The organism is Streptomyces sp. NPDC028305 (assembly GCF_055569495.1).
Genome location: NZ_JBVHTN010000016.1, coordinates 12294 through 38683 on the forward strand (window position 1 = coordinate 12294; position 26390 = coordinate 38683).

Here is a 26390-nt window from a genome sequence, read left to right on the forward strand (position 1 = left end):
GGAGTGGAACGGAGTCCTGCGATGTTGCGTCCTGGAGGATAAGAGGGGACGGGACGACTGCGCCGCACGGGTGCCGGTTACCCCGGTCGGGCCACCGGCTTGACCGGCGCCTTTGCTAAGTGGCCTTGCGCACAGTTTTACTGTGCGAGGAACCGGCCAAAAGGTACAGGCGTTCTTGTCAGATAGGTCCGGGGTTTCTGGGGTCCAGATCAATGGAGAAGCGTGTGATGACGGACGGCAAGCGCCGTAGGGGGCTGGTGGCCGCGGCCGCCGTGCTCAGCGGAGTACTGACCCTCGCGGCGTGTGGTGGGGGCGGCGACGGCGGCAGCGACGGCAACAAGAACAACGCCGGCGGCGACAAGTCGCAGTCGCAGGTGGACGAGGCGGCCGCCAAGGACGCGTCGGAAGCCCACATCAAGATCACGCCCAAGGCCGGAGCCACCAACGCGGGCATCAACAGCGACACCAAGGTCACCGTCTCCGGCGGCACACTCAAGGACGTGAGCATGACCGCGGCCGCGACCGGTACCAAGGTCCCCGGCTCCATATCGTCCGACGGGAAGTCCTGGAAGCCGAGCGGGCAGCTGGAGCGGTCCACCCAGTACAAGATCGCCGCGACGGCCGAGGACTCCAAGGGCCGCAAGGCGACCGAGAACTCCTCCTTCACCACCGTCTCGCCGGCGAACAGCTTCATCGGCAACTTCACGCCGGAGAGCGGCGCGACGGTCGGCGTCGGCATGCCCGTGTCGATCAACTTCGACAAGGCGATCAGCGACAAGAAGGCCGTCCAGTCGGGCATCACGGTCAGCTCCAGCAGCGGTCAGCAGGTCGTCGGCCACTGGTTCGGCAGCCAGCGGCTGGACTTCCGGCCGAATGAGTACTGGAAGGCCAACTCGACCGTCACCCTGAAGCTGGACCTCGACGGCGTCGAGGGCTCGCCGGGGGTGAAGGGCGTCCAGGAGAAGACCGTCACCTTCAAGATCGGCCGCTCCCAGGTCTCCACGGTCGACGCCGAGGCCAAGACCATGAAGGTCGTGCGCGACGGCAAGCTGTTCAAGACCATCAAGATCTCGGCCGGCAGCCCGCAGAACACGACCTACAACGGTCAGATGGTGATCTCCGAGAAGTTCAAGGAGACCCGGATGAACGGGGCCACGGTCGGCTTCACGGACAGCGACGGCAAGGGCGAGTACGACATCAAGGACGTGCCGCACGCCATGCGCCTGACCACCTCGGGCACCTTCATCCACGGCAACTACTGGGGCGCCAAGTCCATCTTCGGCGCCGTCAACACCAGCCACGGCTGCGTGGGCCTGTCGGACACCAAGGGCGCGAACGACCCGAACACCGACGGGACCTGGTTCTACAACGAGTCGCAGATCGGTGACGTCGTCATCGTGAAGAACTCGAAGGACCGGACCGTCGCGCCGGACAACGGCCTGAACGGTTGGAACATGAAGTGGAGCGAGTGGGTCGCGGGCAGCGCCACCGGCGCCTGACGCACCCTTAGCACTTCCGCCCCGGGCGGCGGTCGGCCTTCTCGGGCCGGCCGCCGCCCGTCGGCTTTCTCAGCCCGCTCTCATCCTGCCCTTATCCGCTCATCACACGACGCCCCTACCGTCGCGCGCATGTTCTTCACCTACCTCCGGCGCGAGCTGCGCCGCCGTAGAAAGGCGGCGCTCGTCGTCGCCTCGGGTCTGGCACTGGGCATCGCGCTCGTCATCGTCGTCACCTCGGTGTCCTCCGGCATGGAGCGCGCACAGGGCAAGGTGCTGGAGTCGCTGTACGGCCTGGGCACCGACATGACCGTCACCAAGGCCCGCGAGGCGTCCTCGGGCAGCAACCAGAACTCGCGCCCGCGCTTCGAGTTCGACGCCCGCGACAGCGACGACGACAAAGAGCAGAGCAGCGACCGGGTGATGGTGCAGGGCTTCCAGACCCTGTCCGCCGCGACCGTGACCAAGATCGGGAAGCAGGACGGGGTCGCCGACGCGGTCGGCGGGCTGAACCTCCAGGTCCTGAAGGTCAGCGGGCAGTTCAACCGGGGCGAGTTCAAGCAGAACCCGAACGCCGGCGGCAACCGGCAGGGCGGCGGCCCCGGCGGCGAGGGCGGCGGCGCGCCGCAGGGGCAGGTCGAGGGCGGCGGCGCCCAGTTCGACGTCAACTCCTTCTCCGTCTACGGGGTCGACGTCTCCCACCTCGGCCTCGGCCCGCTGACCTCCTCCAGGATCAGCAAGGGCAAGACCTTCACCAGCGCGCAGGGCAACGCCAAGGCGGCGGTCGTCGACAGCGCGTACGCCAAGGAGAAGAAGCTGGCGCTGGGCGACGACGTCACCATCTCCGGCACCAAGTTCGAGATCATCGGGATCGCGACCGCCGACAGCGGCTCGTCCGCCGCGAACGTCTACATCCCGCTCAAGCAGGCGCAGACCCTCTCCGACTCCAAGGACAAGGTCACCACCGTCTACGTCAAGGCGGCCGACTCGCAGCGCATCGACGGCGTCAAGTCGGCCATCCAGAGAAACGTCTCCGGCACCACGGTCACCACCTCCGCCGACCTCGCCAAGACCGTCTCAGGCTCCCTGTCCACCGCCTCCGACCTCGCCTCCAACGTCGGCAAGTGGCTGTCCATCGCCGTCCTGGCCGCCGCCTTCCTGGTCGCCGGGCTGCTCACCTCCTCGGCGGTCAGCCGCCGGGTGCGGGAGTTCGGCACGCTCAAGGCGCTGGGCTGGAAGAGCGGCCGGGTCACCCGCCAGGTGGTGGGCGAGGCCCTGGTCAACGGGCTGCTCGGCGGGGCGCTCGGGATCGCGCTCGGCCTCGCGGGCGCCTACGCGGTGACCGCGATCAGCCCCAGCCTCACCGCCCAGCTGGGCTCCACCGGAGGCGGCGCGGGCGGCGGCATGGGCATGGGCGGCCCGGGCGGCGGCGGGCCCGGCGGCATGGGCGGCGGGCTGCGCCAGGCCGCGACCAAGTCGCTGGACGTGGCGCTCACCGCCCCGGTCAGCGCGGCCACCATCGCGCTCGCGGTCGGCCTCGCCGTCGCGGGCGGGCTCGTGGCGGGCGGCTTCGGCGGCTGGCGCGCCTCGCGGCTGCGCCCGGCGGACGCGCTGCGCCGCGTCGAGTAGCCCGGCGATCCCCACCCTCAGCCCACGCCTGAACGCCTGACCAGGAGTCAAGGAGTCACCCCATGTACCAGCTCAGCGGCGTCACCAAGCGCTACCGGCGCGGCAAGGACACCGTCGACGCCCTCGCCGGCGTGGACCTGACCATCGAGGACGGCGGCCGTCTGGTGATCCAGGGCCCCACCGGCGGCGGCAAGTCCACCCTGCTCCAGATGCTCGGCGGCCTGGACCGCCCCACCTCCGGCGCGGTCGAGCTCGACGGCGTCGATCTGGCCTCGCTCAGCGAGGCCCGGCTCACCAAGGTCAGATCCGAGAACATCGGCTTCGTCTTCCAGAGCTTCAATCTGATCCCCACGCTCACCGCGCAGGAGAACGTGGAGACCGCCCTCGTCCCGCTGGGCGTCAAGGCCGCCGAGCGGCGCGGGCGCGCCGCCGAGGCGCTGGAGTCGGTCGGGCTCGGCGAGCGGCTCGGGCATCTGCCCGGGGAGATGTCCGGCGGCCAGCAGCAGCGCGTGGCGATCGCCCGCGCGCTGGTCAAGCGCCCCAAGGTGCTGCTCGCCGACGAGCCGACCGGCAACCTGGACGAGTCGATGCGCGACGAGATCATGACCCTGCTGGAGGGGCTGTGGGAGGAGCACGGCCTGACCTTCGTCATGGTCACCCACGACAGCGCCATCGCCCGCCGCGCCCCGCGCCTGGCCACGATCGAGAAGGGGAGGGTGAAGGTCACCGAGCGCGCCGCCTGAGCCGCCCGGATCCATCCGGTACGGGGCGTCAGCGTCGGCGCAGGTCCTTGGCGCGTACGTAGCGCAGGCCGCAGGCGTCCTCGTACGGGTCGCCGTCCGCGCCGAACAGGCTCTGAATCGGCTGCATCGGAAGCCAGGTCAGCCCGTATGCCCAGCGCCGGACGGTCTGCCAGAAGCGCGGCCGCCCGCCGTCCGCGTCGCGCACCACCCGGGCGGCGAACAGGAATTTGCCGATCGTCGTCCGGAAGATCCAGGGCCCCAGCACATGGTGGAGGAAGGACAGCCCGAACACCCCGGCCAGGGCGGTGCCCCAGAACGGCTCCGGCCCACCGAGGGCGGGAATGAGCCGCACGGTGATGGCCATGCCGCCGAAGAGGGCGATCAGGCCGTCCGCGGTCGCCGAGAACCACCGCCGGAAATCGCCGATGGCCTCGGGGACGGCGGGCGGCTGTGGCTGGGGCTGAGGATGCGGGGGATGGGCGTACGGGTGCGGGTAGGGCTGCCGGGCCTGGGAGTCGATCATGTGGGGCATCCTGCCGCGCGTCTGTGACGTTCTTTTCTCAAGACGGTGCGCGGCCGGTATCGATGCGGTGAGAGAGGTGTGGCGCGGCGCCGAGTGGCGGCGCCGCCGCACCCCGGGAGAATGGGCCGAGGGGATGATGTCCGGCCGCCGCGACGGCCGGGGCCCGACCCGGAGGCGCCGATGCCCGAAGTCAGCGAGCCCTACCAGCCCGGCACCCCCTGCTGGATCGATGTGGTGGCCCCCGACCAGGCGGCCGCCCTCGGCTTCTACGCCGGGGTCCTCGGCTGGGAGGGCAGCCCCGGCCCGCCCGAGACCGGCGGATACGCGCTGTGCACCCTCAAGGGCAGACCCGTGGCCGGGATCATGTCGGCCGAGTCGATGGGCGACCAGCCCGTGCCGCCGCCCGCCTGGACCACGTACTTCGCCTCCGCCGACGCCGATGCCACCCTTCAGGCGATCACCCGCAACGGGGGGACCGTGTTCACCCCGGCCGTGGAGGTGATGAACCTGGGGCGGATGCTGGTGGCGGCCGATCCGACCGGGGCGGTCTTCGGCGTCTGGGAGCCGCGGGAGTTCCCCGGCGCGGGCATCGTCAACGAACCCGGCGCACTGATCTGGAACGAGCTCAACACCACCGACCACGAGGCGGCCGCCGCCTTTTACGAGGCGGCGCTGGGCATCCGGAGCGCCCCGATGGAGGGCGCCGAGGGCTACTTCGCCCTGTCCGTGGACGGCCGCCCGGTGGGCGGGATGCAGCAGCTGAGCGAGGACGCCGCGGCCGACGTGGGCTCGCAGTGGCTGGTCTACTTCGCGGTCGCGGACACCGACGGGGCCGTGGCGCGGGTGCTCTCGGCCGGCGGAACGGTGGGCCGGGAGCCCTTCGAGATGGTGGCGGGCCGGATGGCCGTGGTCCGCGACTCGCAGGGGGCGGCGTTCGCCCTGATCGCCCCGAAGCCGATGACCACGTGAGGATGACCGCGGTTCAGCCCGCGTCGGCCCGCTTGAGCACGAAGTAGCCCCCGGTGGAGCCGAGATACGCGTAGCGCTGGTTCGGGTGCAGCTGCTTCGCGTACTGCACGAGCTCCCCGGGCGTGCGCTCCGGCTCCTGGAGGGCTATGTAGTCCGGCACGACATCGCGGGTGTTGCCGACCCACAGCACCCGGCAGCGGTTGGTGAGCCGGCTGATCGGCCCCACGTTGGCCTCGACCGACGCCCCGTCCGGGATCCTGGCCAGCAGCCGCTCGACCTCGGTGACTTCCTTGGGCTTTTCGTAGAAGTCCGGGTTGGTGAGGTTCTCCAGGGGCAGCGAGGCGGTCAGCGCCAGCGCCGCGGCCGCGACCATGCCGGGCAGCTGCCGGGCGTACGAGGCCAGCCAGGCGCGGTCGCTGTCGCGGGCGCGGTCTGTGGCGTCGACGAGGGCGAGCGCGACGATCGGCATCAGCACCGCGCTGTAGTGCCAGTCGGTGCCCCAGTAGTGGTCGTCGTGGGAGACCAGGCGCCAGCCGAGGGTGGGCACGGCGGCCAGCAGCAGCGGGGAGCGCAGCGCGAGCAGGCCGCTGGTGGGCAGCAGCACCCACAGCAGGGTGCGCACCGCGGTCTCGAAGGGGATGGTCCCGGTCTGCTCGCCGCCGCTGCCGACCTTGTCCCAGTAGTCGTACGAGCCGCCGCCGTTGAAGCTCGGGATGATCACCCCGAGCGCCAGGGCGGAGGCCAGCACGCCGAAGCCGATGAGGCCGATCGCGAGCGGGACGATCCGCGGCGGGCGCTCCTGCCAGGCGCGGATCACGATCACGGCGCCGATCGCGGCCACCGTGGCCCCCATGTCCTCCTTGACGAAGACGAGCGGGGCGGCCCAGAGCATCGCCGCGTACCAGCGCCGGAGTATCACCGCCTCCAGGGAGAAGGCGAGCAGCGGCATGGCGAAGGCGATCTCGTGGAAGTCGAAGTCGACGGCGCGCTGGACGCCCCAGGACAGCCCGTACGCGACGCCGATCGCCAGCCCCCGGCCCCGCCCCAGCAGGCGCGTCGCCACGCGGGTGACGGGGATGATCGACAGGGCGAAGAGGGCGGCCTGGGCGACCAGCAGGGTGACGGGGGAGGGAAAGACCCGGTAGAACGGGGCGAGCAGGGCGGTGACCGGGCTGAAGTGGTCGCCGAGGATGTTGAAGCCGGGGCCCTTGAGATCGGCGACGGGGGTCCGGAGATGGGCGTAGGAGCGTATCGCCTGCTCGAAGATGCCCAGGTCCCAGGACATGGTCGCCATCCGCCGGTAGCGGGTGATCGACACCGCCGCGAAGGCCACGAAGAAGGCCGAGGCCAGCCAGTACGGGTCGAGGCGCGGGTGCCGTAGCCCGGCGGCCGAGGCACCGCCCGGCCGGGCGCGGTCCAAGGTGGCGGTCGCTCCCTCGGTGGTGGTGCCGGGAGGGAGTGCGGCGGCCGTGTCCATCCAGGGTCCTTATCGTGTGGGCGGTCTGTGCGAAAAGATACCGAAGGAGGCCGGAGGGTTGCAGAAACGGTTTGGGCGGGCGCTGATTCCAGGGCTCGCCGTGCTGCTGGCCGTCGCCGGGTGTTCGTCCGGGTCCGAGAAGGACGACGACGGCCGGAGCGGCGCAAAGCAGAGCAGGGGCGGACAGAGCAGCGGTGGACAGAGCAGCGCTGGACAGGGCGGCGCGGGGCAGGCGGTCATTCCGCTGAAGAACCCGGACGGTACGAAGCCGGGCCTGGCGCCCGTGACGACGAAGACGGACCGGGTCGCGGCCGAACGGCTCATCGACCAGTTGGTCACCAAGGGACGGGGGCCGAGGACGGGCTACGAGCGGGACAAGTTCGGCTACGCGTGGATGGACACGGCCGACGGGGTGCCGCTGGCGCGGAACGGCTGTGACACCCGGAACGACCTGCTGCGCCGCGACGGGCAGGAGCTGCGCTTCCGGTCCGGCTCCGACTGTGTGGTCGTCGCCATGACGCTGCACGACCCGTACACCGGCAAGACCATCGAGTGGCGCAAGGAGAAGGCCGCCGAGGTGCAGATCGACCATGTGGTGCCGCTGTCGTACAGCTGGCAGATGGGCTCCTCGCGCTGGCCGAAGAGCAAGCGCCAACAGCTGGCGAACGACGTGCTCAACCTGATCCCCGTCGACGGCCGGGCCAACTCGTCCAAGGGCGACTCCGGGCCCGCGTCCTGGCTGCCGCCCGACACCTCGATCCGGTGCGCGTACGCGGCCCGCTTCGCCCAGGTCGCGCTCAAGTACGAGATACCGGTGACCGCCGCCGACCAGCGGATGATGCGGCAGCAGTGCGCCGGGTGACCCGCACCACATCGAGCCGCACATGAAGCCGCCCGCGCGCCGGGTCGGCGCGCGGGCAATGTCGGCCTTTTCGACCGGCTTTCGACGGGCTTTCGACCGGCCTTCGATCAGAGGGCGTCGAGGTCGACGATGTCCCCGGTCGGGGCCTTGGCGTCGACCGGCTTGTCGAAGTCGCTGAACGTGACCGTGCCGGGCTCCTTGCCGCCCTTGATGACCATCTTGAGGATGTACGGCTTGCCCTCGGTGGCGACGTAGGTGGTGTACGTCTCGTCGCCGTCGGTCTCGGTGAGGGTGATCGCGGGCTTGCCGTCGACCGTGGTGGTCTCGCCCTTGCGCGCGAGGTTGGGGCCGGCCTCGAAGCCGGCCAGCATCGCGTCGGAGTCGCAGAAGGCGGTGAAGTCCTTGGCATCCGCGCCGCTGGCCTTGGACTTGGTCCAGCGCTCGCCGATCGCCTCGGCCGCCGCCGCGCCGTCCTCGCCGCCCTGTGACTTCCAGAAGGCGCGGTCGAACTTCATGTAGACCAGGCCGCCGGTCTTGATCAGCTCGACACCGCCGTCGGCGCCCATGCTCACCTTGCCCGCGCAATCGCCCTTGTTGTCCGAGGACATGTGGTACTTCATGGAGCCGCCGTCGACGATGCCGTCCAGGTCCGTGGTCAGGGACGTCGCCGACTTCATCGCCTTCATGGCCTTGTTGGCTATCTGCGGACCGGTCAGCTTCTCCAACTCGGAGCCGGGGGCCTTGGTGGACGCCGTGGCCTTCGAACTCGCCGAGACCGACTGCCCGGACTTGCCGGCTTCGCCGCCCTTGTCGCCGTCGGAGCCGCAGGCGGTCAGGGCGAGTGCGGTCACGGCGCACAGCGCCGCCAGGGTCGTGGTGGAGCGCATCAGTTCGTCTTCTTCCAGTTCTTGCAGCCGTTGGTCTTGAAGTATCCGTCGCCGGCGGCGATGGTCACCACGCCGTTTCCGGAGACGTTCTCGTTGGCGATGATCGAGTCGATGCCGTGCAGGGCGTCCTTGTCGCGCTCCCAGTAGCAGGTGTCGTCATCGGCGTTGCCGGTCGACTTGTATGTACCGGGGGCGAGGTCGGCCCCGATCCGGTACATGCCGCCGTTCCCGTCCACCTCGGACTTGGGGGTGCCGGAGGCCTTGGCGGGGACCGCCTCCCAGCCGTGGCAGTCGTTCGACTTGAAGATCTTGTCGGTCGCCTTGATCGTCACATAGGCGGTGCCCATGACGTTGTCGTTGGCGATGAGCGAGTCGGTCTCGCCGCTGGAGTCCTTGGCCCGCTCCCAGTAGCACATGCCGTCGGTGTTGTCCGTGGACATGTAGGTGCCGGGCTTGACGTCGGAGCCGACCTGGAAGGTGCCGTCGCCGCCGATGGCGGCCTCGGCCTTGGGCTTTTCGGCCTTGTCGGCCTTGTCAGCCTTGTCGGCGGAGTTGTCCTTCGAGCCCCCGCCGGACGAGGTCCCCTGGGCCGAGGTGCCCTTGTCCTTGTCCTTGTTGTCGTCTCCGCCTCCCGCCAAGGCGCCGCCGATGGCGATCACCACGACGAGCGCCCCCGCCCCGGTCAGGACCTTGTGCCGGGCGAACCAGTTCTGCTTCGTCTGCTGCGACATGCGGCAGCCCACCCCTATCTGACGCTCTTATCGGGGCCGGAGTGGCCCCGTGAACCGATGGGTCAATCACAGCAGAGTCTGTGAACCGAGTCAACAAGAATCAGTTGAGCGGTAGGATTCACGGCGTGAACGTATCTCTTTGAAGATCGCGATCGATATGCTCGACGCCACAGCCGCACACGGGACGGGAGTCAGCCAGGTGGCCGACAACGCAGCAGAGGTGACCGCCGCCGGGATCGCCCGGCTGGCCGGGGTCGGCCGGGCCGCCGTCAGCAACTGGCGGCGCCGCCACGCGGATTTCCCCAAGCCGGTCGGCGGCACCGAGACCAGCCCGACCTTCGCCCTCGGCGAGGTCGAGCGCTGGCTGCGCGCCCAGGGCAAGCTCGCCGAGGTGCCGCTGCGCGAGCGTCTCTGGCAGCTGCTCGCCGGGCATCCGGCCGGGGCCCCCGCCGCGCTCGGCCACATCGGCGCCGTACTCCTCCTCGTACGGGACCGGCCCGCCCGCTGGCGCCAGTTGAGCGAGGCCGCCGATCCGCAGCTGGCCGAGCTGCTGCCGCCCGCGCTCGCCCCGGTGCTGACCGCCCGGCTCGGCGAGCAGCACCCCGTGCCCGTCGCGGACCCGGACGGGCTGCGGCCCTTCGTACCGCTGCTGCGCCAGGCGGCCGAGCTGGCCGCCGAGGCGGGCCCGCGCGAGGCGTACGAGTTCCTGGTCGGGCGCCATCTGGACGCCAACCCGCGGCAGTACACGGTCACCCCGCCCGACCTCGCCGAGCTGATGGCCGCCCTGGCGGGGGTGGCGGGCGGCCCGGCGGGTCCCGAGGGCGCCGGGGGTCCTGAGGGGGCCGGGCCCATCGTTCTCGACCCCGCCTCCGGCACCGGCGGCCTGCTGCGCGCCGTTCTGCGCACCCACAGCGCGGCCACGCTGTACGCCCAGGAGCTGGACCGCGACCTGGCCGCCCTCACCGCGCTGCGGCTGGCCCTGGCCCACGACGCCCACGACACCCACGGCGCCCAGGTGCGGGTGTACGGCGGCGACAGCCTGCGCGCGGACGCCCTGCCCCAGCACACCGCCGACGCGGTCGTCTCCCACCCGCCGTTCAACGAGCGCAACTGGGGCCACGACGAGCTCGCCTACGACCCCCGCTGGGAGTACGGCTTCCCGGCCCGCACCGAATCCGAGCTCGCCTGGGTCCAGCACGCCCTCGCCCACGTCCGCGACGGCCGCCCCGCCGTGCTGCTGATGCCTCCCGCCGCGGCCTCCCGCCGCTCCGGCCGCCGCATCCGCGCCGATCTGCTGCGGCGCGGCGCGCTGCGGGCGGTGGTCGCGCTGCCCGCCGGGGCCGCCCCGCCGTACGGCATCCCGCTGCATCTGTGGGTGCTGTGCCGCCCCGGGGCCGGGCAGCCGGCCGCGCCCCGGCTGCTGCTGGTCGACGCCGCGGCGGCCGCGGCCTCGGCGGCGGCCCCGGGCGACGGCCCGGTGGCGGGGGTCCCCGGGTATCCGGCGGCCGCGGCCTCGCCCGGCCGGGACAAGCTGCCCTGGCAGCTCGTGCGCGACACCGTCCTGGACGCCTGGCGCGCCTTCGACAGCGGCGGCGGCGCCCCCGAGCGGCCCGGGGTGTGCCGGGTGGTGCCCGTGATCGAACTCCTCGACGACGACGTCGACCTCGCTCCTGCCCGCCATCTGCCGCCGCCCGCCGCGGGCGGCGGCGCCGAGGAGCTGGCCGCCGTCCGCGACCGGCTCACCGCCACCCTGGCCCGTACCGTCGAACTGACCCCCGTGGCGCCCGCGGGCCCGGATGGACCCGAGGACCGGGCGGCGGGCCCGGCGGCCGGGGCGCAGAGCCAGCGCTGGCCCATGACCACCGTCGGCGAACTGGCCCGCGCCGGCGCCCTGGTGCTGCGCACCGGCAGTGCGGCGACGGCGGCCGCGGGGCCGGGGGCGCCCCCTCTGCTCACCGAGTCCGATGTGCTCACCGGGACCGGCCCCAGCGGCACCCTCCCCGCCGCCCAGGCCCCCGCGCCCGGCGCGGCGGCCGGCGAGCGGCCCGAGGCGCCCGCCGAGGAGCCGGTGCTGACCGCGGCGGGCGATGTCGTGGTGCCGCTGATCGGCGGCGGCACCGTCGCCCGCGTGGTGGACGAGGCCGCGGCCGGGGCCGCGCTCGCCCGCAATCTGTGTCTGCTGCGGCCCGACCCGGAGGCGCTGGACCCGTGGTTCCTCGCCGGGTATCTGCGCGGCAGCGCCAACCAGCGGCAGGCCAGCAGCTATGCGTCGACCGCCACCCGGCTCGACGTACGCCGCCTGCGGTTGCCCCGGCTCCCGCTCGCGGACCAGCGGCGCTACGGCCAGCAGTACCGCACCCTCGCCTCCTTCGAGGAGGCGCTGAGGCTCGCGGGGCGGCTGGGGGAGCAGTTGATGCGAGGGCTGTACGACGGACTCGCCGACGGTACCGTCCAGCCCCATTGATCGCGCTTATGTGATCAAAGAGACGCCGGATTCCGTACAACCCGGGTTCCCCTCGCCACGTCGATGTATACGCTCAAGCGCGCGCCCGCACGCGCGCGAGCACACCCTCGGCACCAGGTCCCCAGGAGCAGCAATGCACGGCTACGCACCCGCGCCGCCGCCCCGCCCCGCGTCCACCGCGACGGTGGCCGTCCTGCGGGTGGTCTTCGTCGCCCTGTCGCTGCTGACCTTCGGCCTGCTGTCGTGGGTGACGATGCTGCGCGTGGCCATCCTGCGCCGCCGCGCGCTCGACTGGCTGCTGTTCTGGGGCACCTGTGTGGTGGTGGTGCTCGCGTTCGTGGAGTTCGGGACCGGCCCGGACGAGCCCGACGCGCTGGCGTACACGACCCTGACGGTCATGTTCCTGCTGGCCGTAGGCGTGTCGACGCACTACCTGATCGTGGACATCAGGCACCACCGCCCGGCGCCGGCCGCGGGGCCGTACGTCCCGCCGGGGTACCCGCACCCGCCGGGGCCCTACGGCTACCCGGCCCCGCCGCACCAGCCCGTGCCGCCGCACCAGCCCGTCCAGCCCCACCCGCAGCCATACGCCCAGCCGCAACCCCAGCCGCAACCCCAGCCGCAACCCCAACCCCAGCCTCACCCGCAGCCGGAGCGCATCCAGCGTGTGCGCGCCGAGTTGGATGAGCTCAGCGACTACCTCCGCAGAGAGCAGGGCCGTTGAACGGACGCGTCGTCGCCGACCGCTATGAGCTGGCCATGCTCCTCGGCCAGGGCGGCATGGGCCAGGTGTGGACCGCGTACGACCGGCGGCTCGACCGCCGCGTCGCGGTCAAGCTGCTGCGCCCCGACCGGATGGCGATACCCAACGACGACGTGGACGACCTGCGCCGCCGCTTCGTACGCGAGTGCCGGGTCACCGCGCAGGTCGACCACCGCGGTCTGGTCACCGTGCACGACGCGGGCAGCGACGGCGACGACCTGTACCTGATCATGCAGTACGTCGAGGGCGCCGACCTCGCCGACCACCTCGCCGAGCACGACCCCTACCCCTGGCAGTGGGCGGTGTGCGTCGCGGCCCAGCTGTGCGCCGTGCTCTCCGCCGTCCACGCGGTGCCGATCGTGCACCGCGACCTCAAGCCGCGGAACGTGATGATCCGCCCCGATGGCTCGGTGACCGTCCTCGACCTCGGCGTGGCCGCCGTCCTGGACACCGACACCACCCGCCTCACCCACACCGGATCGCCCATCGGCAGCCCCGCCTACATGGCGCCCGAGCAGGCCATGGGCGGCGCCGTCGGCCCGTACACCGACCTGTACGCGCTGGGCGTGCTGCTGCACGAACTCCTCATCGGCAATGTGCCCTTCGCCGGCTCCACCGCCCTGGGCGTGCTGCACCGCCATCTCTACGAGCCGCCGGTCCCGGTCCGCCAGGCGCGGCCCGAGGTGCCCGAGGCGCTGGAGGCGCTGGTGCTGCGGCTGCTCGCCAAGGACCCCCAGCACCGGCCGGCCGACGCCCAGGAGGTCTACCAGGCGCTGGTTCCACTGCTGCCCTATGCCGCCGTGGCGCCCGGTGTCGCCGCCACCGGCCCCATGGATCCCACGCGCCCCTTCCTGCGCCCGCACGCCCCCTGGCCGGACCGCCCCGCCCCGCCGACCGTAGCCCCTCCACCGCCCGCGCCCACCGCCCCCGCGCGCTCGGATGTGGCGGAGGCCGTGGACGAGGTCAAGCGCCTGCTCGACCAGGGGTGGATCACCCAGGCCGTGGACATCCTCGGCTCGATCCTCCCGGCGGCCGCCGCCGAGCACGGCGAGCTGTCCCCGGTCGTACGGTCGCTGCGCAAGCAGTACGCGGTGACCCTCATGGACGACGGGCAGTACCGCCGCGCCCTGCCCGAGCTGCGGCGCCTCGCCGACGAGTACGCCGCCGAGTCGGGCCCGGAGGCGCTGCGCAAGTCCCTTCAGTTCCGCTACGAGGCGGCCCAGTGCCTCGAGCAGCTCGGCGAGGCCGCACAGGCGCTGGTCGAATACCGCACCCTGCTCCCGTACTTCGAGCAGTACGCGGCCACCGACCCCACCCCGCCGCTGGAGATCCGCCGCCGCATCGGGCTCCTGCTGCTCTCCCTCGGCGACCGCCCGGCCGCCCATGACATGCTGGCCCGCCTTCTGTTCGACGCCGAGCGGCTGCACGGCCCGCATCATCCCTTTCCGGAGGAAATCCGCCGTACCCTGCACTGGCTCGGGCAGGTCCGCGGCTAGCGAGGTGGCCGGAGCCCAGGCGAATCGTTGTCGAAGCAGTGGCTTCGGCCGCGCCGACTCCATACCATCGATCAACGCCAGGTCGATCTATGCCGGGAGACTTGATGCAGCATCCCTCTGGGGGGCGACCCCCATACCGTCGACAGACCCGCGCCACCCTCGCCATCCCCGCCGCGTCCGCCCTGCTGCTCGCCGCACCGCTGCTCACGGCCTGCGGTAATGACGCGCACCCCGGGGCCGCCGCCGTCGTGGACGGCAGCCGGATCACCGTCTCGCAGCTCCAGGCGAGGGTCAACGACGTCCGGGACGCACAGCAGGGCTCTGCGAAGTCCGAGCAGCTCGTGGCCAACAGCGGTCAGCTGAGCCAGAACACCCTGATCCGCATGATCCAGTTCCGGGTGATCGAGCGGGCCGGCAAGGACAACGAGGTGCGGGTGACCCGCCGCGATGTGCAGCAGTACCGCAAGGCCGCCGAAACCCAGTCCGGCGGCGGCGCCGCGCTGCGCGGCCTCTACCTGGAGCAGGGCATCGCCCCGGACGGCATCGACGACGCGATGCGGATGGAGCTGACGCGCAACGCGCTGGTCACCAAGCTCGGCACCGCCAAGGTCAACGAGGTCTTCGCCAGTACCTCCAAGAAGCTGGGCATCGAGGTCAACCCGCGCTACGGGACCTGGGACGACCGGCGGGGCACGGCCGTGCTGACCAAGGAGGCCTGGCTGCGCACCTCCGAGGACGTGAGCCGGCAGGCGTAGGTTACGTTTCAAGGGTGACCGCCTCCCAAGACCTCAACAGCGCTCCCACCGGCCGTATCGTCCTGCTCACCACCAGCCACCGGGTGGCGCCCGGGCTGCTGTCGTGGCCCGCGTGGCAGGCGCTGCGCGGCGCGGACCGGGTGCTGTGCGCGGACCCGGCCCATCCGCAGCTGCCGTATCTGCGGGAGGCGGGCGTCGTCGTGGAGGAGGCGGCGCCCGGCGCTCGGGAGCTGGTCGACTACTGCACCGTCGAGCCGGGCCGCACCGCCGTGGTGATCACCTCGGCGGACGGGGACTCCGGGCTGACCGACGGCCTGGCCCGGCTCGCCGGGTCCGGGCGGGAGCGGATGCCGGATCTGGAGCTGCTGCCCGGCGCGTACGACCTGCCGGGCGCGCGCCTGCTGGACCTGGTCCAGGTGATGGACCGGATCCGGGTGGAGTGCCCGTGGAGCGGCGCCCGCACCAGCGAGGAGCTGGTCAAGTACGGCATCGAGGAGGCGTACGAGCTCGTCGAGGCCATCGAGCAGGGCGACCGCGAGGCGCTGCGCGAGGAGCTGGGCGACGTTCTGCTCCAGGTCGTCTTCCACGCCCGGATCGCGCAGGAGGACCCGGACGAGCCGTTCTCGATCGACGAGGTGGCGGGCGGGATCGTGGACAAGCTGGTCCACCGCCATCCGCATATCTTCGGCGAGGAGGCGGCCGAGACCGCCGAGGACGTCAAGGCGCACTGGCTGCGTACGAAGGCGATCGAGAAGCAGCGCGACTCGGTCACCGACGGGGTGCCGCTCGGTCAGCCCGCCCTCGCGCTGGCCGCCAAGCTGGCCTCCCGCGCCCGTACGGAGGGCCTGGCGGTGCCGGTCCCCGAGGGCGAGGGCGTCGGCTACGAACTGCTGGCCCTGGCCGTGCGGGCGGCCGAGCGGGGCATCGAGCCCGAGACCGCGCTGCGCGCCGCGGCCCGTACGTACCGCGACGCGATACGGGCGGCCGAGGCCGCCCGGCGCAAGGCCGGATAACGCCTGCGGACCCCGCTACCGCCGGGGCCCGTGGCCGTTCCGCCGGGCACCCGCTATGCGTTCCCTGTCCGTCCGGCGGCGATGACCGATGCCATGAGCTCGGCGTCCAGCAGGCTGGCGTCGGCGAGCCGACTGCTGGAGGCATAGGAGTTCAGCAGGGCCTTGGTGATCCGCAGCGCCGAGGCGGAGCGGCGGACGACGGGCCGGGTCCACTCGTCGACCACGCGGTCCAACTCCGCCTCCGGGACGACCCGGTGGAGCACGGACAGCCGCTCGGCCTGAGCCGCGTCGAACCCGGCGCCGGTCAGGATCAGTTCGCGGATCCTGGCGGTCCCCGCCTCCTGCAACAGGCGGGGCAGCGAGCCTCCCCAGGCGGCCGGGAGGCCCAGAGCGAGCTCCGGCAGTCTGAAGCGGCAGTCGTCCGCCCCGACGCGCAGATCGCAGAAGAGGGCCAGGGCCAGCCCGGCGCCGATGACCTGGCCGTGCAGCCGGGCGATGGTGACGGCGCTCGTGGTGGCCAGGGCGTCGCACACCCGGCGGGCCTTGCCGCCGGTGGTCCGCAACCCCGCACCGGTGGGGTCCGTGTCGAGTTGGTCGCCGAATTCCCGTCGGTCGCCGCCCGTGCAGAAATTCTCGCCCGCTCCGGAGAACACGACCACTCGGATATCGGGGCGGTCGTGCACGGCACCGAGCACTGCCAGCAGATCGTCCAGCACGCGTTCCGTGATGGCGTTTCCGTTTTCCGGGGTGTTGAACCTCACCTGCACCACGGGGCCGTCGTGGGTGACATACAGCGACTTGAGTGACACGCCGTTACCTTCTTCCCGCGGATCAGCGCTCGGCCACATGGAGTGCGGTGAGCCGGCGGAAAGCCATGCGGGGTTCCCAGAGGGGCGGTGTGGTGACGCGCAGGGTCGGAAAACGGCGGATGAGACCCTGGAGCAGTTCGGTGGCCTCCACCCGGGCGAGTGCGGCTCCGATGCAGTAATGAATTCCGCCGCCGAAACCGAGATGGGCGGCCGTGCGCCCGATATCGAAGGTGTCCGGGTCGACGAATTGGTCCGGGTCATGATTGGCCGCGGCTATCATGACGTGCACTACTTCGTCCCTCGCTATTCGAACCCCGGAGAGAACGGTGTCCTCCGTGGCGACCCGGGTGGTCAGATGAATGGGGGGATCGTAACGCAGGACCTCTTCGACGGCGTTGGGCGCGGCCTCGGGGTGGTCCAGCAGCCAGGCTCGCTGCCGCGGGTGCTGGTCGAGCAGCCAGACCATGTTCGACAGCAGGGTCGAGGTGGTCTCCAACGAGGCGATGACGATGAACATCACCAGGTGGTAAAGCGTTTCGTCAGCGACCTCCCGGTCCGGTTCGAGCTCGTCCCAGGTGCGGATCCAGTTCGAGAGGGCGTCGTCGCCGAGGGACCGCCTGCGCTCCGCGACCACCGCGGTGAAATACTCGCGTAGACCTTCGGCGGCGGCATTGGCCTGAGCCAGCTGGCTGGCGGAGGGGAGTAGTTCCTGGGCATATGCCTGGCCGTGCGTGAGCTCCCTGAGCAGGGCGTGGTCGGCCTGGGGGAGTTTCAGCCAGTGGCCGATGGTGGCCACCGGCAGGTCCTCGCCGACCAGGGCGGAGAAGTCGGCCTCGCCGTTCGTGCGCAGTTGACCGGAAAGCCGGTCGAGAAGGTCTTCGACGGCCTGGGCGACAAATGGCTGAAGCCCGGTCAGCGTATTGCGGTCAAATACATTTCCGAGGGAACGCCGCTGCCGGGTGTGGTGCGGCGGATTGAGTCCCTGGAGTGTCTTACTCAATTGACGTGAAGCGGGCGCGCTCCAGCGATTTCCCTCGCCTTGGCGTGCCCGCCACTCGGCATCAAAGGTGGCCCAGGTCCTACTGCGCAGGACCTGGTCGCACAGTTCATGGGACAGCAAAAGGTGTCCGCCCCAGGGAGCGGGCAGCACATCGCCCATCGACCTGAGTTCGGCGTAGATGGGGTAGGGGTCGGCCTGCCCTCGGGAAGCGCGTAGGCGGGACATGAGTGAAACCATTGAACGGCGGTCGACGATCGTGCCGGCGGCGGTAGGTTCCACAACCACTCCTTCTGGTCCACAAAACCCCGGTCGGGGTCACACTAAGTCGCGTAAATGGCTGGAACACAGCGGTCCGCTTGAATTCCCGATACGTCCTACCCGCACGATTGAACATCCATTCATACGGAAATTGGTTCGAAATGTGGGCAAGATCACGACCGCCACCAGGCGAGGAATGAGCTCCACGCGCTGCTCTTCGACGCCTTGCCCTGGGAGCGCGGCTGGGGTGCGGCCGCGGGGGTGGTCGCCGGACCCGCCGACGGGGTTGCGGACATGACCGAGGACTGCTGCATGCGAACCGGGGCGAAGCGGGCCGGAAGCGAGTTGAGGGCCCGGTGGAACGGACCGGGACGCCAGGTCAGGCTCTCCACGGGCACGGCCAGTTCGATATCCGGCAGGTGGTTGAGCAGGTTCTCGATGGCCGCCACCGCGATGAGCTGGCCGGAGTCCTTCGCGGGGCACGCGTGCGGCCCGGCGCTCCAGGCCAGGTGGGCGCGCTTGCTGAGGACCTGCCGCGACGAGGACAGCGCGGGGTCGGTGTTGGCGGCCGCGAAGCTGATCAGCACGAGATCGCCCGCGTTCAGCAGGCTGCCGCCGAGGTCGACGTCGCACACCGGGTAATGCGGGGCGTAGTTGGCCATCGGCGGGGTGTTCCACAGCACGTCGTCGATGACGTCCTCGACCAGGAGCCCGCCGGCCTGCGTACCGCCGGCGTGCTTCTCGTCGCACAGCAGCAGGTACAGACCGTTGGCGATGAGGTTCCGCTGCGGTTCCGTACCGGCGCTGATGAGCATGACCAGCTGATGGATCATCTCCTCGTCCGACAGCTTGGCCGGGTGGGCCATCAGCCGCGAGGTGACGTCGTCGCCCGGCTGCCGCCGCTTGAGGGCGACCAGCTCGATCAGGGCCTGGGTGAGCTCCTCGTTCGCCTTCTCGGCATCCATGCTGGCGTCGAAGATGCCGGAGGTGCCGAAGACCAGCCGGTCACCGATGGACGGCGAGCAGCCGAAGAGCTCATTGAACACCAGCAGCGGCAGCATCTTGGCGTAGTCGCTGAGCAGATCGGCTTCGCCGAGCGCGCTGAACTGGCTGATCAGGTACGAGGAGACGCGCTCGACCTGGCGGCTGAGCCAGTGCGCGTCCACGCCGGCGAGGCTGTCCGTCACCGCCTGGCGCAGTCGCAGATGCTCCGCGCCGTCGGTGAACAGCGCGTTCGGCCGGTAGGCGAGCATGGGCAGCACCGGGTTGTTCGGCGCCACCTTGCCCTCGTTCAGATCACGCCAGCGGCGCGAGTCCTTCCGGAAGGTGTCGGGGTTCTGCAGCAGTTGGAGTGCCGCCGCGTAGTCCGTGACGAGGGTGGCGTCCACACCGGGGGCCAGCTCGACCGGCGCGGCCGGCCCGTAGTGGCGCATGTGGTCGTAGAACGCCTGCGGATCGGCCGCGAACTCCGGGCCGTACATCGGCACGCGCCTGCCGCTGTTGTGCGCGGGGCAGCCGGGTGGTGGCTCGGGGAAGGCCGATTGGTTGTTCATTCTTGCTCCTAGCGGGCACGTTCCTGGAGATAGCGCACGAGGGTGATCAGTGCGTTGGCCGATGACTTCGTGTCGCGTGCGTCACAGGTGACGACCGGCGTCTCCGGCAGCAGGTCGAGAGCCTCACGAAGCTCGTCGTCGGAGCGGACCGGCGTGCCGTCGAAGTGGTTGACGGATATCGCGTAGGGGAGCCCGTACTGCTCGACCAGGTCGATGACGTCGAAGGACTCCTTGAGACGGTCGGGGTCGACCAGCACCAGCGCCCCGAGGGCGCCGCGGGTCATGTCCTCCCAGACCTGCACGAAGCGCTGCTGTCCGGGGGTGCCGAACAGATACAGGACGAGTCGGTCACTGAGGGTGAGCCGGCCGAAGTCCATGGCCACGGTGGTCGTGGTCTTGCCGTGGACCCCGCGCAGATCGTCGATGTGGGCCGCCGCCTGCGTCATGGTTTCCTCGGTGCGCAGCGGGGGAATCTCGGACATGGTGCCGATGAATGTCGTCTTGCCCACGGCGAAATGCCCCACCACCAGGATCTTGGCGGCTATCTGCACATCGTTGCGCAGATAGACGTCCTCATCCGAAGCGGGCCTGGAGACCATCGAGCACCTCCTGGAGCACCGATACGTCAACGAGTTGAGCGGGAGGCGCCGGGGCGCGCGTGATGAGATATCCGTCCGAGGAGAGGTCGGACAGCAGCACCTTCACGATGCCGATCGGAAGTCCCAGGTGTCCCGCGATTTCGGCGACCGAGAGGTAACCTCCGCCACACAGGTCCAGAAGGCGGCGCTTCTCCGGGTCGTAATGGCTTGGTGGTCGCTGTTCGGAGGCGGTGACCAGCGTGATCAGATTGAACTGGTCGTTCTCCGGCAAACCGCGACCGTTGGTGATGACGTACGGTCGCACTAAGGGCGCGGCCTCTGGCTCTTGCTCACCCGGTGTAATCATGCCTGAATACTTGTGCTCTCTCGAGGCGGAGTGCTGAGGGCCTTGCCGAGCTGGCCGACGAGCTGCTGCATCCGGAAGGTGATGTCCGCCATGTCGACGTCGGGAGCGGACGACACGGCCAAGTAGGCGCCTTCTCCGGCGGAGATGAGGAAGACCCAGCCGCCGTCGAACTCCACCAGCGTCTGGCGCCAGGTCATCCGGGGGTCGCCACAGAAGCTGGACATCGTGCGGCTCAACGACTGGATGCCGCTCATCGCCGCGGCGATCGAGTCTGCCTCGTCCTTCTGGACGTCCTTGGAGCGGGCCATCAGCAGACCGTCCGCGGAGACCAGGAGCGCGTGACGGGCGCCTGGTACCTCCAGGGCGCTCTCAAGCATCCATGACAGATCGTTGTTCACGAAAGATCGTGCCCTTCCCTGCTCGGGTTTGCGGAGCGGCCGGACTGAGTGCCGCGCTGGAAAGCGCCCATGATCGAGGCTGCCTCCTCGCTCGTCCGGGCCGCGGCGGAGGTGGAGTCCGCCCTGGGCACGATGGAGATCGAGCCCTTGCGCCGACGTTTGGGCAGGCCCCCGGGCGTGGAGGGTTCGCCGGAAGCCTCCTCGGCACGCGGCCTGGCGGCGGCCGGGGTGACCGCCGACGGCTCCTCCGGCTCGGGCATGTTGGTGAGAAGGTCCTCGGGCAGAAGTACCACCGCGCGCACACCACCGTAGGGAGAGGCCGAATCCACGGAGACAGTGAAGCCGTAGCGGGCAGCGAGCACGCCGATGACCGCGAAACCGAACTGCGGGGGATTTCCCAGGCCCGTGACGCCCGACGCTCGCTTGGAGGCGAGGAGCTCGTCGGCCCTGTTCTTCTCTTCCTCGTTCATACCGACACCGGCGTCGTCGATGATGATGCAGACGCCCTTGGGCACGGTGCGGATGGTGATGTCGATCGGCGAGTCCGGTGCCGAATAGCTGGTCGCGTTGTCCAGCAGCTCGGCCAGCGCCAGCGCGACCGGCTCGACGGCGCGGCTGACCAGGGCGAAGTTCGACTGGGAACGGATCTCGACGCGCGTGTAGTGGCGGATACGGCCCTTCGCGCTGCGGACCACGTCGTACACCGAGGCGACCGAGCGCTGGCGGCCGAGCCAGCCGTCACAGAGCACGGCGATGGACTGGGCACGCCGACCGAACTGCGAGTTCATGTGGTCGATCTCGAGGAGGTCCTGGAGCATGTAGTGCTCCCCGTACTTCTCCTGGGTCTTGGAGATCGCCAACTGCTGCTCGTTGGCGAGACCCTGGAGCGTACGCATCGCGGACTTCAGCGCGCTCTTCGTGGCTTCTTCCGCGCGGTCATGGGCTTCCTGGACCGCTGCCGAATAATTGCTTTCGAGCTCGGTATGGCGATTCTGGAGCTCGGCCTTCTCGTTGACGAGCTTTGTACGTGCCTTTCGCCCGCGGAATATGGCGGTTGCGGCGAGAGGAGTACCAACGATCAGAGCCCAGAGCGCTGGGTCCTGTATGTATTGCGTCATGAGACTCTCTTTAAGCGACTAGACCGCCAGGGACTGAAAGGGTTTCGCACGGTGCGTTCCGGATTGTCGTCGGGGCGGCGGCGAGTCAGTGGCCGGACGGGGCCCGCTCGATTCGAGGACGGCACTCCCGTCTCCACGGCGCCAGCGCGGGGGCGTCGGCCTGCCGGATCGGCTCCAGATGCCCGACTGGCGGCATAATGCTCCTCAGAGTGATGACCCTTTTCGGCTTTTTGCCGGATGCCGCGTGTCTACGCGCCCATGGCTCGCCTGGCAAGCGCGGTGATCGTATCACCAGGGTCAGGGGCCGATGTGCATGTGCCTCCGTCCCATTCGCGGCGCTGACACTGATTCAGCCACGCGGACTTCGCCCTGTGTTCACCGACTCCGCCGGGTATGGCAGGGCGTCGCGGGGCGCGCCCGTGGGCACCCCCCTGCCGGGCCTTCGGTGGCGGTCCGGTATCGGCCAATCACGCTGTGCTTGAGTGCCCGATCGGGCATTCGCACACGCATCGGATATGGCCCGGTGTTTATGCCCCTGTTTCCATGGGATCGCGAATTCGGGACCTGTCTTAGACCGTCCGGCAGTAGGGCCCGCGGCGTCGCGTGCCGATGGCTTTCGCCTGAACGCACCGCGCTCGTCGCACGCAGCGCCGCTGCGCTCTCCTCACGCGGCACGCCCAGACTCGGCCCTCGACCCGCTCCTTCTCCCGCGCTCCCTACTCCCGGACGGTCTTATCGTCGGGGGATGCCAGACCAGCCCCGCCCCGACTGCCCCTCGACCCTTTTCAGCTGGGAGTTCGCCGACGACCCGTATCCGGCGTACGCCTGGCTGCGCGAACACGAGCCTGTTCACCGGACCACCCTGCCCAGCGGTGTCGAGGCATGGCTGGTGACCCGCTATGCCGACGCGCGGGCCACGCTCGCCGATCCCCGGTTGTCGAAGAATCCGATTCACCACAGTGAAGTCGCCCACGCCAAGGGAAAGGTGGGCATTCCGGGTGAGCGCGGCGCGGACCTCATGACGCATCTGCTCAATATCGACCCGCCCGACCACACCCGGCTGCGGCGGCTGGTGTCCAAGGCGTTCACGCCGCGCCGTGTGGCGGCCTTCGCTCCGCGCGTCCAGGAGCTGACCGACCGCCTCATCGACGACTTCCAGGCGAGAGGGGAGGCGGACCTGATCCATGAGTTCGCCTTCCCGCTGCCCATCTACGCCATCTGCGATCTGCTGGGCGTGCCCCGCGAGGACCAGGACGACTTCCGGGACTGGGCCGGGATGATGATCCGTCACGGGGGCGGGCCGCGCGGCGGGGTGGCCCGGGCGGTGAAGCGGATCCGCGCCTATCTCGCCGATCTCATCCACCGCAAGCGGGAGTCGCTGCGCGAGGGTGAGGCGGATGACTTGATCTCCGGGCTGATCCGGGCCAGTGACCACGGCGAGCACCTCACCGAGAACGAGGCCGCGGCCATGGCCTTCATCCTTTTGTTCGCCGGCTTCGAGACCACCGTCAATCTCATCGGCAACGGCGTCTACGCGCTGCTGCGCGACCCCGCCCAGTGCGACCGGCTGCGCCGGGCCCTCAATGAAGGGGACGAGGGGCTGCTGGCGACCGGTGTCGAGGAACTGCTCCGCTATGACGGGCCGGTGGAGATCGCCACCTGGCGGTTCGCCACCGAACCCGTGGTGATCGGCGGCGAGCGGATCGCCGCGGGCGAGCCGGTGCTGGTGGTGCTCGCCGCCGCCGACCGGGACCCCGAGCGCTTCGACGCACCCGATGTGCTCGATCTCTCGCGCACCGACAACCAGCACCTCGGGTACGGCCATGGCATCCACTACTGCCTGGGCGCTCCGCTGGCCCGGCTGGAGGCCCAGACCGCCATTGGCACCCTGCTGCGGCGCCTGCCGGATCTGCGGCTCGCGGTGGAGCCGGAGGATGTGCGCCGGCGCGGCGGCCTGATCATGCGGGGGCTGCGCGAACTGCCCGTGACCTGGGGCCCGGTCGCCGGGGTCGGGCCGGAAGCAGGGCCGGCGGCAGGGCCCGGCAACGCCTCGGGAGCGGGGCATAGGTGACATAACGTCAGTCACGTGATCGCTGCGTGACCTGGGATACATCTGCTTGTGATGATCGTATGGCGTCGCTATGTTTCGACCGACGACTCAGCCGCCACACGAGAGGCAGAACGCATGCGCTCCGGGAACGGTCGACACCGCCGCCCCCGTCAGGCTCCGGCAATCGTGCTCGCAGCGGGGGTGACCGGCGCGGGCATCGCCATGCCGCTCTTCGGCGCCGTCAGCGCCCAGGCCGCGGAAGCCCAGACCTGGGACCGCGTCGCCGAGTGCGAGAGCGGCGGGATGTGGAGCGCCAACGGAGGCAATGGCTTCTACGGCGGTCTCCAGATCACCTTGGACATGTGGAAGAAGTACGGCGGCCAGCAGTACGCCCCGCGCCCCGACCTCGCCAGCCGCTCCCAGCAGATAGCCATCGCCCAGGCGATCCTCGGCGACCGCGGGCCGGACGCCTGGCCGAGCTGTGCGCTGGGTGCCGGGCTCGCCGACCTCGGCGACGCGCTGGACGGGAACTCCGGCGGCAAGGGCGGGCCGGAGGCCAAGGATTCGGAGGAGCCCACGGGGATCGACGACTCCAAGACGGGGGAATCGTCCGGTAATTCCGGTCAGTCCGATAACTCCCGTGAATCCGATAACTCGGAGGAGTCCGGTAAGTCCGACAAGACCGGGACGCCGGATCCCTCCGCGACCGGCGACGGCGCGGACGGCAGCGCGGTCGATGGCGCTTCCGACGGGAAGGGCCACGGCAAGTCCGGCGACTCCGACCGCGCCGCCGACGAGACGTCCCGCGGGGAGGGCGGCGCGCCCTCCGGCGCCGACAAGGGCGCCAAGGGCGACAAGGTCGACGAGGACTCCTCCGCGCCCACCGGCCGCCACCGCGGCGCACCCGACGCCCAGGAGGGCGAGTCCGGGGACGCGTCGGACGAGGCGCGGCCCTCCGGGCGGCACGCCTCGCGCGGCGGCGAGGGCCGCACCGAGATCACGCTTCCGCCCCTCGGCCGCGAGGACTCCAGCGTGCGCACCGATGACGCCTCGTCAGACACCGTGGACGGGCAGGAGGCCAACGGAGACTGGGCCCGGCTGTACCAGAGCGACAAATCGCTCATCGGGGGCAACCCCGGCCTCATCCACCCTGGTCAGCGTCTCGATCTCAGCGCGAGGTAGCGGCAGTTCGGGGTGAAATGCCCGATCTGGCGGCAGTGAGACATACATCTCGTCACATCGCCCGGCCTGTGCCTCCTGTCCGATCTTTCCGTACCCGGCCTCACCTGCGTAGATGTGGGACGGCTGGGTGCGGATCGGGCCGCCTTCGCTGAGATATGGGGGTTTGAACCTCATCGGAAGGTGTGTTTAACGTCTTCCCGCTCGCTACCGCGGGCACCGTCGATCGTCACGCCGAGTCCTGCCGGCGGTCGGGGGGAACCAGACGCGTCAGCGCCGAAGGCAGGAGCGGGGGACCCAAGGTAGGTGCCGCGGCGGCCCGGAGACGGGCTCGGTCGGCTAGGGGTGAAGACGGACGCGGTCAGCCGCGTCCGGCCGGGCAACTCACGTCCGAACCCGACAGCTCACCTCGTAGGCGTCGGTGAGGAACGAACATGCGTAACGACAAGGGTAAGCACCGCCGTCCCTCGAAGGTCACCCGCATCGCCGCACTCGCCGGCGTCGCCGGTGCGGCCATCGCCGCACCGATCCTGGGGGCCACCTCCGCCTCGGCCGCGACCACCGCCCAGTGGGACAAGGTCGCGCAGTGCGAGTCCGGCGGCAACTGGTCCATCAACACGGGCAACGGCTTCTACGGCGGCCTCCAGTTCACCAACTCCACCTGGGCCGCGTACGGCGGTACGTCCTTCGCCTCCCGCGCCGACCTGGCCACCAAGGACCAGCAGATCCAGATAGCCGAGAAGGTCCTGGCCGGGCAGGGCAAGGGCGCCTGGCCGGTGTGCGGCACGGGGCTGACCACCAGCGGCACCCCGACCCCCTCCAGCTCCACCACGCAGTCCTCGAAGCCGGCCCAGCCTGCCAAGCCGGCCCAGCCCGCGAAGCCGGCCCAGCCTGCCAAGCCCGCCCAGCCCGCCAAGCCGAAGGCGCAGCCCCGCGGCGAGGGTCAGCACGCCGCGCGCGGTGAGGCCCGCCACACGTTCAAGAAGGGCGACGGCGAGTACAAGGTCAAGTCCGGCGACACCCTCTCCAAGATCGCCGAGGCGCACCACGTCAAGGGCGGCTGGAAGAAGCTCTTCGAGCTGAACAAGGACATCGTCGAGGACGCCAACCTCATCTACCCGGGCCAGCAGCTCCACCTCGGCTGACCCCCCGCCGGGACCGTTCCCCCCAGCCCGGCGACCGCGACCCCGACATCCCCGAGGACCGCCCCGGCCGGGCGCGCCGCCCCCCCACCTGAGGCGCGCCCCGCCGGGGCTTCGTCGGGCCCGGCCC

At 70.5% G+C, this 26390-nt stretch carries 24 protein-coding genes and 1 riboswitch; of the genes, 13 read left to right on the plus strand and 11 right to left on the minus strand.

The genetic code is table 11. The features are described 5' to 3' along the window. Positions 1 to 227 precede the first annotated feature (227 nt). The 3 genes from ACZ4WQ_RS46100 to ACZ4WQ_RS46110 all read left to right on the plus strand — a co-directional run bounded on the left by ACZ4WQ_RS46100 (position 228) and on the right by ACZ4WQ_RS46110 (position 3868). Complete coding sequence (locus ACZ4WQ_RS46100; protein WP_385349651.1) at positions 228 to 1499, plus strand: L,D-transpeptidase; 1272 nt, start codon at positions 228 to 230, stop codon at positions 1497 to 1499. 129 nt (positions 1500 to 1628) lie between these two features. Continuing rightward, positions 1629 to 3125 carry an ABC transporter permease gene (locus ACZ4WQ_RS46105; protein WP_398374529.1) on the plus strand — a complete coding sequence of 499 codons (1497 nt, stop codon included), beginning with the start codon at positions 1629 to 1631 and terminating at the stop codon, positions 3123 to 3125. 62 nt (positions 3126 to 3187) lie between these two features. Beyond that, on the plus strand, positions 3188 to 3868 hold the full coding sequence (locus tag ACZ4WQ_RS46110) for an ABC transporter ATP-binding protein (RefSeq protein WP_311729350.1): 681 nt from the start codon (positions 3188 to 3190) through the stop codon (positions 3866 to 3868). A gap of 28 nt (positions 3869 to 3896) precedes the next feature. On the opposite strand, the gene ACZ4WQ_RS46115 is transcribed toward ACZ4WQ_RS46110, so the two are convergent. After that, positions 3897 to 4391, minus strand: coding sequence for an RDD family protein (locus tag ACZ4WQ_RS46115; protein WP_398374527.1), 495 nt, complete (start codon positions 4389 to 4391; stop codon positions 3897 to 3899). 180 nt (positions 4392 to 4571) lie between these two features. Between ACZ4WQ_RS46115 and ACZ4WQ_RS46120 the strand changes: the two genes are divergently transcribed. After that, positions 4572 to 5360 carry a VOC family protein gene (locus ACZ4WQ_RS46120; protein ID WP_398374526.1) on the plus strand — a complete coding sequence of 263 codons (789 nt, stop codon included), beginning with the start codon at positions 4572 to 4574 and terminating at the stop codon, positions 5358 to 5360. 13 nt (positions 5361 to 5373) lie between these two features. Here the strand turns inward: ACZ4WQ_RS46120 and ACZ4WQ_RS46125 are convergent, their stop codons facing one another. Further along, on the minus strand, positions 5374 to 6837 hold the full coding sequence (locus tag ACZ4WQ_RS46125) for a DUF2079 domain-containing protein (RefSeq protein ID WP_358847583.1): 1464 nt from the start codon (positions 6835 to 6837) through the stop codon (positions 5374 to 5376). A 58-nt stretch (positions 6838 to 6895) separates the two neighbouring features. On the opposite strand from ACZ4WQ_RS46125, the gene ACZ4WQ_RS46130 reads away from it, so the two are divergent. Further along, positions 6896 to 7699 (plus strand): HNH endonuclease family protein, encoded by an 804-nt coding sequence (locus ACZ4WQ_RS46130; protein WP_398374525.1) that lies wholly within the window; start codon positions 6896 to 6898, stop codon positions 7697 to 7699. 107 nt (positions 7700 to 7806) lie between these two features. Here the strand turns inward: ACZ4WQ_RS46130 and ACZ4WQ_RS46135 are convergent, their stop codons facing one another. Then, positions 7807 to 8586, minus strand: coding sequence for a hypothetical protein (locus ACZ4WQ_RS46135; protein WP_398374524.1), 780 nt, complete (start codon positions 8584 to 8586; stop codon positions 7807 to 7809). Further along, positions 8586 to 9317 (minus strand): hypothetical protein, encoded by a 732-nt coding sequence (locus tag ACZ4WQ_RS46140; protein ID WP_398374523.1) that lies wholly within the window; start codon positions 9315 to 9317, stop codon positions 8586 to 8588. Before ACZ4WQ_RS46140 ends, ACZ4WQ_RS46135 begins: the two co-directional genes overlap by 1 nt. Positions 9318 to 9474: 157 nt before the next feature. Between ACZ4WQ_RS46140 and ACZ4WQ_RS46145 the strand changes: the two genes are divergently transcribed. The 5 genes from ACZ4WQ_RS46145 (at position 9475) to ACZ4WQ_RS46165 (ending at position 15808) form a co-directional block, all read left to right on the plus strand. Next, positions 9475 to 11781, plus strand: coding sequence for a class I SAM-dependent DNA methyltransferase (locus ACZ4WQ_RS46145; RefSeq protein WP_398374876.1), 2307 nt, complete (start codon positions 9475 to 9477; stop codon positions 11779 to 11781). Positions 11782 to 11914: 133 nt separating this feature from the next. Then, entirely contained in the window at positions 11915 to 12505 is a 591-nt protein-coding gene (locus ACZ4WQ_RS46150) for a hypothetical protein (protein ID WP_398374521.1), read from the plus strand. A gap of 35 nt (positions 12506 to 12540) precedes the next feature. Next, a complete protein-coding gene (locus ACZ4WQ_RS46155) occupies positions 12541 to 14040 on the plus strand; it encodes a serine/threonine-protein kinase (RefSeq protein WP_352135323.1) in 1500 nt (499 codons plus the stop codon). Between the two features lie 104 nt (positions 14041 to 14144). After that, on the plus strand, positions 14145 to 14795 hold the full coding sequence (locus ACZ4WQ_RS46160; protein WP_361187757.1) for a SurA N-terminal domain-containing protein: 651 nt from the start codon (positions 14145 to 14147) through the stop codon (positions 14793 to 14795). 14 nt (positions 14796 to 14809) lie between these two features. Beyond that, entirely contained in the window at positions 14810 to 15808 is a 999-nt protein-coding gene (locus tag ACZ4WQ_RS46165; RefSeq protein ID WP_358847576.1) for a nucleoside triphosphate pyrophosphohydrolase, read from the plus strand. 53 nt (positions 15809 to 15861) lie between these two features. Here the strand turns inward: ACZ4WQ_RS46165 and ACZ4WQ_RS46170 are convergent, their stop codons facing one another. From ACZ4WQ_RS46170 to ACZ4WQ_RS46200, 7 genes are all read right to left on the minus strand, one after another. Continuing rightward, positions 15862 to 16656 (minus strand): enoyl-CoA hydratase/isomerase family protein, encoded by a 795-nt coding sequence (locus ACZ4WQ_RS46170; RefSeq protein ID WP_385349677.1) that lies wholly within the window; start codon positions 16654 to 16656, stop codon positions 15862 to 15864. After that, on the minus strand, positions 16640 to 17896 hold the full coding sequence (locus ACZ4WQ_RS46175; RefSeq protein ID WP_311729362.1) for a cytochrome P450: 1257 nt from the start codon (positions 17894 to 17896) through the stop codon (positions 16640 to 16642). The genes ACZ4WQ_RS46170 and ACZ4WQ_RS46175 overlap by 17 nt, the downstream gene beginning before the upstream one ends. 152 nt (positions 17897 to 18048) lie before the next feature. Continuing rightward, positions 18049 to 19428 carry a cytochrome P450 gene (locus ACZ4WQ_RS46180; protein ID WP_311729363.1) on the minus strand — a complete coding sequence of 460 codons (1380 nt, stop codon included), beginning with the start codon at positions 19426 to 19428 and terminating at the stop codon, positions 18049 to 18051. An 8-nt stretch (positions 19429 to 19436) separates the two neighbouring features. Next, positions 19437 to 20027: a GTP-binding protein gene (locus tag ACZ4WQ_RS46185; RefSeq protein WP_311729364.1), complete on the minus strand. Its 591-nt coding sequence runs from the start codon at positions 20025 to 20027 to the stop codon at positions 19437 to 19439. Beyond that, a complete protein-coding gene (locus ACZ4WQ_RS46190) occupies positions 20002 to 20373 on the minus strand; it encodes a DUF742 domain-containing protein (RefSeq protein WP_311729365.1) in 372 nt (123 codons plus the stop codon). The genes ACZ4WQ_RS46185 and ACZ4WQ_RS46190 overlap by 26 nt, the downstream gene beginning before the upstream one ends. Continuing rightward, positions 20370 to 20771 (minus strand): roadblock/LC7 domain-containing protein, encoded by a 402-nt coding sequence (locus ACZ4WQ_RS46195; protein WP_311729366.1) that lies wholly within the window; start codon positions 20769 to 20771, stop codon positions 20370 to 20372. Before ACZ4WQ_RS46195 ends, ACZ4WQ_RS46190 begins: the two co-directional genes overlap by 4 nt. After that, complete coding sequence (locus ACZ4WQ_RS46200) at positions 20768 to 21889, minus strand: sensor histidine kinase (RefSeq protein ID WP_311729367.1); 1122 nt, start codon at positions 21887 to 21889, stop codon at positions 20768 to 20770. The genes ACZ4WQ_RS46195 and ACZ4WQ_RS46200 overlap by 4 nt, the downstream gene beginning before the upstream one ends. Before the next feature lie 745 nt (positions 21890 to 22634). Here ACZ4WQ_RS46200 and ACZ4WQ_RS46205 point away from each other — a divergent pair. The 3 genes from ACZ4WQ_RS46205 to ACZ4WQ_RS46215 all read left to right on the plus strand — a co-directional run bounded on the left by ACZ4WQ_RS46205 (position 22635) and on the right by ACZ4WQ_RS46215 (position 26263). Beyond that, positions 22635 to 23960: a cytochrome P450 family protein gene (locus ACZ4WQ_RS46205; protein ID WP_311729368.1), complete on the plus strand. Its 1326-nt coding sequence runs from the start codon at positions 22635 to 22637 to the stop codon at positions 23958 to 23960. 165 nt (positions 23961 to 24125) lie between these two features. Beyond that, positions 24126 to 25121: a transglycosylase family protein gene (locus ACZ4WQ_RS46210; RefSeq protein ID WP_398374519.1), complete on the plus strand. Its 996-nt coding sequence runs from the start codon at positions 24126 to 24128 to the stop codon at positions 25119 to 25121. A gap of 261 nt (positions 25122 to 25382) precedes the next feature. Then, positions 25383 to 25551: riboswitch (cyclic di-AMP (ydaO/yuaA leader) on the plus strand. A gap of 1 nt (position 25552) precedes the next feature. Beyond that, positions 25553 to 26263 (plus strand): transglycosylase family protein, encoded by a 711-nt coding sequence (locus ACZ4WQ_RS46215; RefSeq protein ID WP_311729370.1) that lies wholly within the window; start codon positions 25553 to 25555, stop codon positions 26261 to 26263. The last annotated feature ends 127 nt before the right edge of the window (positions 26264 to 26390 follow it).

Coding starts and splice junctions, on each gene's coding strand:
- ACZ4WQ_RS46100 (WP_385349651.1), top strand. CDS start 228: ATGACGGACGGCAAGCGCCGTAGGGGGCTGGTGGCCGCGGCCGCCGTG.
- ACZ4WQ_RS46105 (WP_398374529.1), top strand. CDS start 1,629: ATGTTCTTCACCTACCTCCGGCGCGAGCTGCGCCGCCGTAGAAAGGCG.
- ACZ4WQ_RS46110 (WP_311729350.1), top strand. CDS start 3,188: ATGTACCAGCTCAGCGGCGTCACCAAGCGCTACCGGCGCGGCAAGGAC.
- ACZ4WQ_RS46115 (WP_398374527.1), bottom strand. CDS start 4,391: ATGATCGACTCCCAGGCCCGGCAGCCCTACCCGCACCCGTACGCCCAT.
- ACZ4WQ_RS46120 (WP_398374526.1), top strand. CDS start 4,572: ATGCCCGAAGTCAGCGAGCCCTACCAGCCCGGCACCCCCTGCTGGATC.
- ACZ4WQ_RS46125 (WP_358847583.1), bottom strand. CDS start 6,837: ATGGACACGGCCGCCGCACTCCCTCCCGGCACCACCACCGAGGGAGCG.
- ACZ4WQ_RS46135 (WP_398374524.1), bottom strand. CDS start 8,586: ATGCGCTCCACCACGACCCTGGCGGCGCTGTGCGCCGTGACCGCACTC.
- ACZ4WQ_RS46140 (WP_398374523.1), bottom strand. CDS start 9,317: ATGTCGCAGCAGACGAAGCAGAACTGGTTCGCCCGGCACAAGGTCCTG.
- ACZ4WQ_RS46145 (WP_398374876.1), top strand. CDS start 9,475: ATGCTCGACGCCACAGCCGCACACGGGACGGGAGTCAGCCAGGTGGCC.
- ACZ4WQ_RS46150 (WP_398374521.1), top strand. CDS start 11,915: ATGCACGGCTACGCACCCGCGCCGCCGCCCCGCCCCGCGTCCACCGCG.
- ACZ4WQ_RS46155 (WP_352135323.1), top strand. CDS start 12,541: ATGCTCCTCGGCCAGGGCGGCATGGGCCAGGTGTGGACCGCGTACGAC.
- ACZ4WQ_RS46160 (WP_361187757.1), top strand. CDS start 14,145: ATGCAGCATCCCTCTGGGGGGCGACCCCCATACCGTCGACAGACCCGC.
- ACZ4WQ_RS46170 (WP_385349677.1), bottom strand. CDS start 16,656: ATGTGGCCGAGCGCTGATCCGCGGGAAGAAGGTAACGGCGTGTCACTC.
- ACZ4WQ_RS46180 (WP_311729363.1), bottom strand. CDS start 19,428: ATGAACAACCAATCGGCCTTCCCCGAGCCACCACCCGGCTGCCCCGCG.
- ACZ4WQ_RS46185 (WP_311729364.1), bottom strand. CDS start 20,027: ATGGTCTCCAGGCCCGCTTCGGATGAGGACGTCTATCTGCGCAACGAT.
- ACZ4WQ_RS46190 (WP_311729365.1), bottom strand. CDS start 20,373: ATGATTACACCGGGTGAGCAAGAGCCAGAGGCCGCGCCCTTAGTGCGA.
- ACZ4WQ_RS46200 (WP_311729367.1), bottom strand. CDS start 21,889: ATGACGCAATACATACAGGACCCAGCGCTCTGGGCTCTGATCGTTGGT.
- ACZ4WQ_RS46205 (WP_311729368.1), top strand. CDS start 22,635: ATGCCAGACCAGCCCCGCCCCGACTGCCCCTCGACCCTTTTCAGCTGG.
- ACZ4WQ_RS46215 (WP_311729370.1), top strand. CDS start 25,553: ATGCGTAACGACAAGGGTAAGCACCGCCGTCCCTCGAAGGTCACCCGC.